The following is a 6,202-nucleotide window of genomic DNA, read 5'->3' on the forward strand; positions in this document are numbered from 1 at the left end:
TCAGGGCGCTGTCCGAACGTGCGGGCGTTGTCGATGAGGGGCTGCATCTGGTGATTCCTCCTGGCGCGCGTGGGGGCGCGTCGGACGGGCATGACAAAGGTCGGGTTCACTGACCCATGGCCCTTGCTTCGCGGGTTGTATACGCGGATGCGAAGGCCGTGGGGGCGCGCGGAAATGAAGCGCGGGTAAAGCGGCGGCGAGGGGCCGGGGTGTGGCCGCGCTCGCCGGACCTCGGGACATGCGGGTGCGGCAAGGCGGTTCGCACCTTTTCCGCACACCAACTCTTGGTCAACGGTTGGTCAAGAAACACGTTAACCCTGCAAAGTCGTTTGCAGGGTTAACTCGATGTTTCGTGGCGGAGAGAGCCTGAAAAGAAAGGGTGTGTTGGCGTGAACCCGCCCTTGATCGGGGGGACGTCCTTGACCGGAGGGATGCCGCGATCAGAGGGATGCCGCGTCGCGGGCCAGCGCGGTGAGCCGTGAGATCGCCCGGAAGTACTTCTTGCGGTAACCGCCCTTCAGCATCTCCTCGCTGAACAGCCGGTCGAACGGCAGCCCCGAGGCGAGGACGGGCACCTCACGGTCGTAGAGCCGGTCCGCGAGGACGACGAGCCGGAGCGCGGTCGACTGGTCCGGCACCGGACGCACACCGGTGAGGCACACCGCGCGGAGCCCGTCGGTCAGGGCGCCGTAGCGGCTGGGGTGGACCCGCGCGAGATGCTCCAGCAGGTCGGGGAAGGCGTCGAGCGAGGCGCCCTCGGTGGCGTGCGCCGTCCGCGTCACCCGCTCGTCGGAGTACGGCTCCGGCGCCTCGGGCAGACCCCGGTGGCGGTAGTCCTCGCCGTCGATGCGCAGGGCGCGGAAGTGGGCCGACAGGCCCTGGATCTCGCGCAGGAAGTCGGCGGCGGCGAACCGGCCCTCGCCGAGCTTGCCCGGCAGCGTGTTCGAGGTGGCGGCGAGCGCGACGCCGGCCTCGACCAGCTTGCCGAGCAGGGTGGAGACGAGCACGGTGTCGCCCGGGTCGTCCAGCTCGAACTCGTCGATGCACAGCAGGCGGTGCCCGGAGAGGGTCTTCACGGTCTGCTGGAAGCCGAGGGCGCCGACCAGGTTGGTCAGCTCCACGAAGGTGCCGAACGCCTTGAGCGCGGGCTCGGCCGGGGTGGCGTGCCACAGGGAGGCCAGCAGGTGGGTCTTGCCGACGCCGTAACCGCCGTCGAGGTAGACGCCGCGCGGCCCGGTCGGGGCCTTCTTCGGAGCCCTGCCGAAGCCGAACAGCCTGCGCCGGCCCGAGTCGCCGGCCGCCGCCCCGTCGAGGCCGGCCGCGAAACCCTCCAGGACGCGCACGGCCTCAATCTGGCTCGGCTGGTTCGGGTCCGGGATGTAGGTGGAGAAGCGGACCGAGTCGAACCGCGGCGGCGGCACCATCTCGGCGACGAGCCGGTCCGCGGGTACGTGCGGCTCACGGGCGCACAGCGACAACGGGGCCACGTCGGCTATCGGACCGGGACGGGAGGCGGAGGAGGAGGACGACACGGTCCCCCATGCTACGGGGCGTGGAACACTGCCTGACATGCGACGCCTGTTCCCTGTGACCGACGTGACCGACGAGACAGCGGCTCGTGAGTGGAGCCTCGCCGAGCTGGCCGCCGCGTACGGCTACCCCGAGCCGGGGCCCGGCGGGCGGGAGCCGTGGCTGCGGGCCAACATGGTGTCCACCCTCGACGGGGCCGCCCAGCACGACGGCCGCTCGCAGCCCATCTCCTGCCCGGCCGACATGCGTATCTTCGGCACGCTGCGGGCGCTCGCCGACGTCGTGGTCGTCGGCGCGCAGACGGTACGGCAGGAGGGCTACCGTCCGGCACGCGCGCGTGACGAGTTCGCGGCCGCGCGGGAGGCCGCCGGGCAGGGACCCGCGCCCGTGATCGCGGTGGTGACGGCGAGCCTGGACCTGGACTTCTCGCTGCCGCTGTTCACCTCCCCCCTGGTGCCCACGCTGCTCCTGACCGGAGCCGGGGCGACCCCGGACCGCGTGGCCGCCGCCGAGGAGGCGGGCGCCCGGGTGATCACCGCCGGAGAGGGGGAAGCGGTGGACCCCGCGCGGGCGGTGCGGGCCCTCGCGGACCTCGGACACACCCGGCTGCTGACCGAGGGCGGACCGAGGCTGCTGGGCCAGTTGGTGGCGGCCGGAGTGCTGGACGAGCTCTGCCTGACCGTCTCACCGATGCTCACCGCCGGTGACGCGCAGCGCATCGCCGGTGGACCGTCCGTAACACTTCCGCGGCGTTTCGCGCTGAAATCGATGTTGGAGGAGGACGGTTTCCTGTTCACGCGGTACCAGCGGTCCTGACGTCCGTGGCCGTGTCCCCGGGAGCGCCCGATGGTGGCCGCTTGTCCGGTGATCGGCGGTACGCATCCGTCCGGCCGGTGCGGGAAGGGGCGACACTGAATCCGGCAGTGCCCGTGCGAACACGGGGCAGAAGGGTTTCCGCAGGGCCCGGCAGGGCCCACGGAGCAGAGAGGGGCCCTAGGGTCCTCCGAGGAGAAGGGGCGCCTGGTGTTCACAAGCGTACTGATGATCGAGAAGGCCCTGACGTCCGCCGACGTGGAGTTCGTCACCACCTTGCACGGCGACGAGCCGGTCTCCTTCCACGTGCTGCTCCAGCCGCGCGGCGAACAGGCCGACCGGCTGCTGAGAGCCATCGACGACGTCGCGCTCGGCGAGCTCGACGAGGCCGCCCGCGAGGGCGAGACCCCCGAGGGCGAGGAGGCCCAGGACATGGGGGAGCAGGCCCTGGAGGTGTCCCTGCGGGCCCTGCGCGCCACCGGCGACACGGCGGACGGCCGCCTCATCGCGGACCACCCCCTGGACGCGCTGAGGACCATGGTGGAGGAGGTCGGGGCGGACGAGGTGATCGTCCTGACCGACCCGCACTACGTGGAGGAGTTCTTCCACCGCGACTGGGCCTCCCGCGCCCGCCACAAGGTCGGGGTGCCGGTGCTGAAACTCTTCTCGCACAGCAAGGCATAGGCTGGGGCGGCGCTCTCCCGGCTCTCCCGTGAGAGCGCGAAGACCGCCGTCCCGCTCGTCGCACCACTGGGAGAACACGCATGGCACCCGGCCTTCCTACCGCCATGGACCGACCGCACTTCATCGGCATCGGCGGCGCCGGGATGTCGGGCATCGCCAAGATCCTCGCCCAGCGCGGCGCGAAGGTGGCCGGCAGCGACGCCAAGGACTCCGCGACCGCCGACGCCCTGCGCGCCCTCGGCGCCACCGTCCACATCGGACACGCCGCCGCGCACCTCGCCGACGACGCCAGCTGCGTGGTCGTCTCCTCCGCGATCCGCGAGGACAACCCCGAACTGGTCCGCGCGGCCGAGCTGGGCATTCCGGTGGTGCACCGCTCCGACGCCCTCGCCGCCCTGATGGACGGCCTGCGCCCCATCGCGGTGGCCGGCACCCACGGCAAGACCACCACCACCTCCATGCTCGCCGTCTCCCTCACCGCGCTGGGCCGTGAGCCGTCGTACGCGATCGGCGGCGACCTGGACGTCCCCGGCTCCAACGCGCTGCACGGCGCGGGCGAGATCTTCGTCGCCGAGGCCGACGAGTCGGACCGCAGCTTCCACACGTACGCGCCCGAGGTCGCGATCATCCTCAACGTGGAGCTGGACCACCACGCCAACTACGCCTCCATGGAGGAGATCCACGAGTCCTTCGAGACGTTCGTCGGCCGGATCGTGCCCGGCGGCACCCTGGTGATCTCCGCCGACCACGAGGGCGCCCGCGAGCTGACCCGGCGGCTGGACGGCTCGGTGCGGACCGTGACGTACGGCGAGTCGGCGGACGCCGACGTGCGGGTGCTGTCGGTCGTCCCGCAGGGGCTGAGGAGCGAGGTGACCGTCGAACTCGACGGCGCCCCGCTCACCTTCACCGTGTCGGTCCCCGGCCGGCACTACGCGCACAACGCGGTCGCCGCGCTCGCCGCCGGCGTGGCGCTCGGCGTCCCGGCCGCCGAGCTGGCCCCGGCGCTCGCCGCGTACACCGGAGTGAAGCGGCGCCTCCAGCTCAAGGGCGAGGCCGCCGGCGTGCAGGTCGTCGACTCCTACGCGCACCACCCGACCGAGATGACCGCCGACCTGGAGGCGATGCGCGCCGCCGCCGGGGACGCCCGCATCCTCGTCGTCTTCCAGCCGCACCTCTTCTCCCGCACCCGCGAGCTGGGCAAGGAGATGGGCCGGTCCCTGTCCCTGGCCGACGCCTCGGTGGTGCTGGACATCTACCCGGCCCGCGAGGACCCGATCCCCGGCGTCACCAGCGAGCTGATCATCGAGGCGGCCCGGGTGGCCGGCGCGGACGTCACCGCCGTCCACGACAAGGCGGAGGTACCCGAGGTGATCGCGGGAATGGCGAAGCCCGGTGATCTCGTTCTCACCATGGGAGCGGGCGACGTCACCGACCTCGGCCCGCTGATCCTGGACCGTCTGTCGAAGTAAGGGGCTGGAAGCTCATGCCGTACGACGTGGAGAAGCCGGACGAGCAGTGGCGCGCGGAACTGTCCCCGTCCGAGTACGCCGTCCTGCGCCAGGCGGCCACGGAACCCGCCTTCACCGGCGAGTACACCGACACCAGGACCGAGGGCGTCTACTCCTGTCGCGCCTGTGGCGCCGAGCTGTTCACCTCGACCACCAAGTTCGAGTCGCACTGCGGCTGGCCGTCCTTCTACGACCCGAAGGACACCGGCGCCGTGGAACTGGTCGAGGACCGGTCGCACGGCATGGTGCGCACCGAGGTGCGGTGCGCACGGTGCGGTTCGCACCTGGGGCACGTGTTCGAGGGCGAGGGGTATGCGACGCCCACGGACCAGCGGTACTGCATCAACAGCATCTCGCTGACGCTGCAGCCCGCCGAGGGCTGATCCGTACCCACCCGCTGCTCACCACCCGGTGAGCAGCAGGTGGTTGAGGAGCAGCGCGAGGACGGCCTGCCCGGCAAGCCAGGCGCGCGGGCCGGGCAGGAGGGCGGCGGCGGGGAGCAGCCAGAACGCGAAGGGCAGCCAGATGCGTTCCGTCTCCGCCTTGCTCATCCCGGACAGGTCGGCGATCAGCAGCGCGAGGAGCGCGGATCCCGCGAGCAGCGCCAGGCGGGCGGCGGCACCCCGGTCCCCGACGAGCGCGCCCCCCGCCCTGCGCAGCCCGGCCACCGTCGCCGGGCCGGTGATCAGCACCGCGCAGGCGAGGTTGGCCCACACCCAGTACCCGTACGGCCGTACCCCGCCCGCCCCCTGGTGGTAGCGGGTGACCAGCAGCCGGTACGCCTCCCACCAGTCGAACCCCAGCACGGCGAACACCACCGGCACGACCAGGAACCCGGCGATCACGTACGGCAGCACCCGCAGCCGCCGCGTGCCCAGCAGCAGGACCGCCGCGCCGATCACCGCGAACAGGGTGAGCCCGTACGACAGGTACACGGTGAGCCCGAACAGCAGTCCCGAGCCGAGGCCCGTCCAGGCCGGGCGGTGTCCGGTCACGGCGAGGGCGAGCAGGGCGACGGCCCAGGCGGCGACCGCCGTGAACCAGCCGTCGGCGGACGTGCCCACCCACACCGCCGCCGGAGCCAGGACGAGGAAGGGCGCGGCGCGGCGGGCGAGCGACTCGTCGGCGAGCCGGCGTACGGCGATCAGGACCGCGACCGCCGCCGTGGTGCCGGTGACGATGACGAAGGCACCCGCCCACCCTCCGCCGCCCAGCCCGATCCGGTCGAGGAGGACGAAGGTGAGGGTGGCGCCCGGCGGGTGCCCGGCGACATGGGCGGGCCAGTTGTCGGGGGTGCCGAGCAGGATGTGCGCGTCGAAGTCCCGCAGGGCGGCGGGGACGTCACGGAAGCGGTCGACGGCCCGCAGGTACTCGTGGGTGGTGGTCAGCTGCCCGGCGACGCCCCGGAACCAGCCGTCGACGAGGGCGAGGGACCAGGTCCACGCCAGGGACGCCGCCCACGTCGCCGGCAGCAGGCGCCGCCAGGACAGCCCGGCGGCCAGGGAAGGGCCGTACGCCACCACGGCGGCGGCGACGGCCAGGGCGGCCGGAGTACCCGGACCGGCGTGCGGCGCCCAGTCGGCCAGCAGCGGCGGCCAGCCCACCCGGAGCGTGCCGTAGCGGTCCTCGAGCCGGGCGCCGGTCAGTACGGCGGCCAGGACGAGCAG

The 6,202-nt window shown here is 72.6% G+C and carries 6 protein-coding genes; 4 read left to right on the forward strand and 2 right to left on the reverse strand.

The features are described from left to right. Positions 1-440 precede the first annotated feature (440 nt). Positions 441-1,532, reverse strand: a complete 1,092-nt coding sequence (gene zapE, locus B7767_RS43725) for a cell division protein ZapE (RefSeq protein ID WP_085576615.1) — start codon at positions 1,530-1,532, stop codon at positions 441-443. A 37-nt stretch (positions 1,533-1,569) separates the two neighbouring features. On the opposite strand from zapE, the gene B7767_RS43730 reads away from it, so the two are divergent. From B7767_RS43730 to msrB, 4 genes are all read left to right on the forward strand, one after another. Next, on the forward strand, positions 1,570-2,346 hold the full coding sequence (locus tag B7767_RS43730; RefSeq protein WP_085576616.1) for a pyrimidine reductase family protein: 777 nt from the start codon (positions 1,570-1,572) through the stop codon (positions 2,344-2,346). A 207-nt stretch (positions 2,347-2,553) separates the two neighbouring features. After that, a complete protein-coding gene (locus tag B7767_RS43735; protein WP_179167575.1) occupies positions 2,554-3,027 on the forward strand; it encodes an indole-3-glycerol phosphate synthase in 474 nt (157 codons plus the stop codon). An 80-nt stretch (positions 3,028-3,107) separates the two neighbouring features. Beyond that, complete coding sequence (gene murC / locus B7767_RS43740; RefSeq protein ID WP_085576618.1) at positions 3,108-4,496, forward strand: UDP-N-acetylmuramate--L-alanine ligase; 1,389 nt, start codon at positions 3,108-3,110, stop codon at positions 4,494-4,496. Between the two features lie 14 nt (positions 4,497-4,510). Next, positions 4,511-4,918, forward strand: a complete 408-nt coding sequence (gene msrB, locus B7767_RS43745) for a peptide-methionine (R)-S-oxide reductase MsrB (protein ID WP_085576619.1) — start codon at positions 4,511-4,513, stop codon at positions 4,916-4,918. An 18-nt stretch (positions 4,919-4,936) separates the two neighbouring features. Here the strand turns inward: msrB and B7767_RS43750 are convergent. After that, positions 4,937-6,202, reverse strand: a 1,266-nt coding sequence (locus B7767_RS43750) for a hypothetical protein (RefSeq protein ID WP_085576620.1), incomplete at its 5' end; no start/stop codon positions are given.

Source organism: Streptomyces sp. 13-12-16 (assembly GCF_002114215.1).
In the GTDB taxonomy this organism is placed as follows: Bacteria; Actinomycetota; Actinomycetes; order Streptomycetales; family Streptomycetaceae; genus Streptomyces.

Excerpts from the sequence above, each read along its gene's own strand:
- B7767_RS43730 (WP_085576616.1), top strand. The coding sequence starts at position 1,570 with ATGCGACGCCTGTTCCCTGTGACCGACGTGACCGACGAGACAGCGGCT.
- murC (WP_085576618.1), top strand. The coding sequence starts at position 3,108 with ATGGCACCCGGCCTTCCTACCGCCATGGACCGACCGCACTTCATCGGC.
- msrB (WP_085576619.1), top strand. The coding sequence starts at position 4,511 with ATGCCGTACGACGTGGAGAAGCCGGACGAGCAGTGGCGCGCGGAACTG.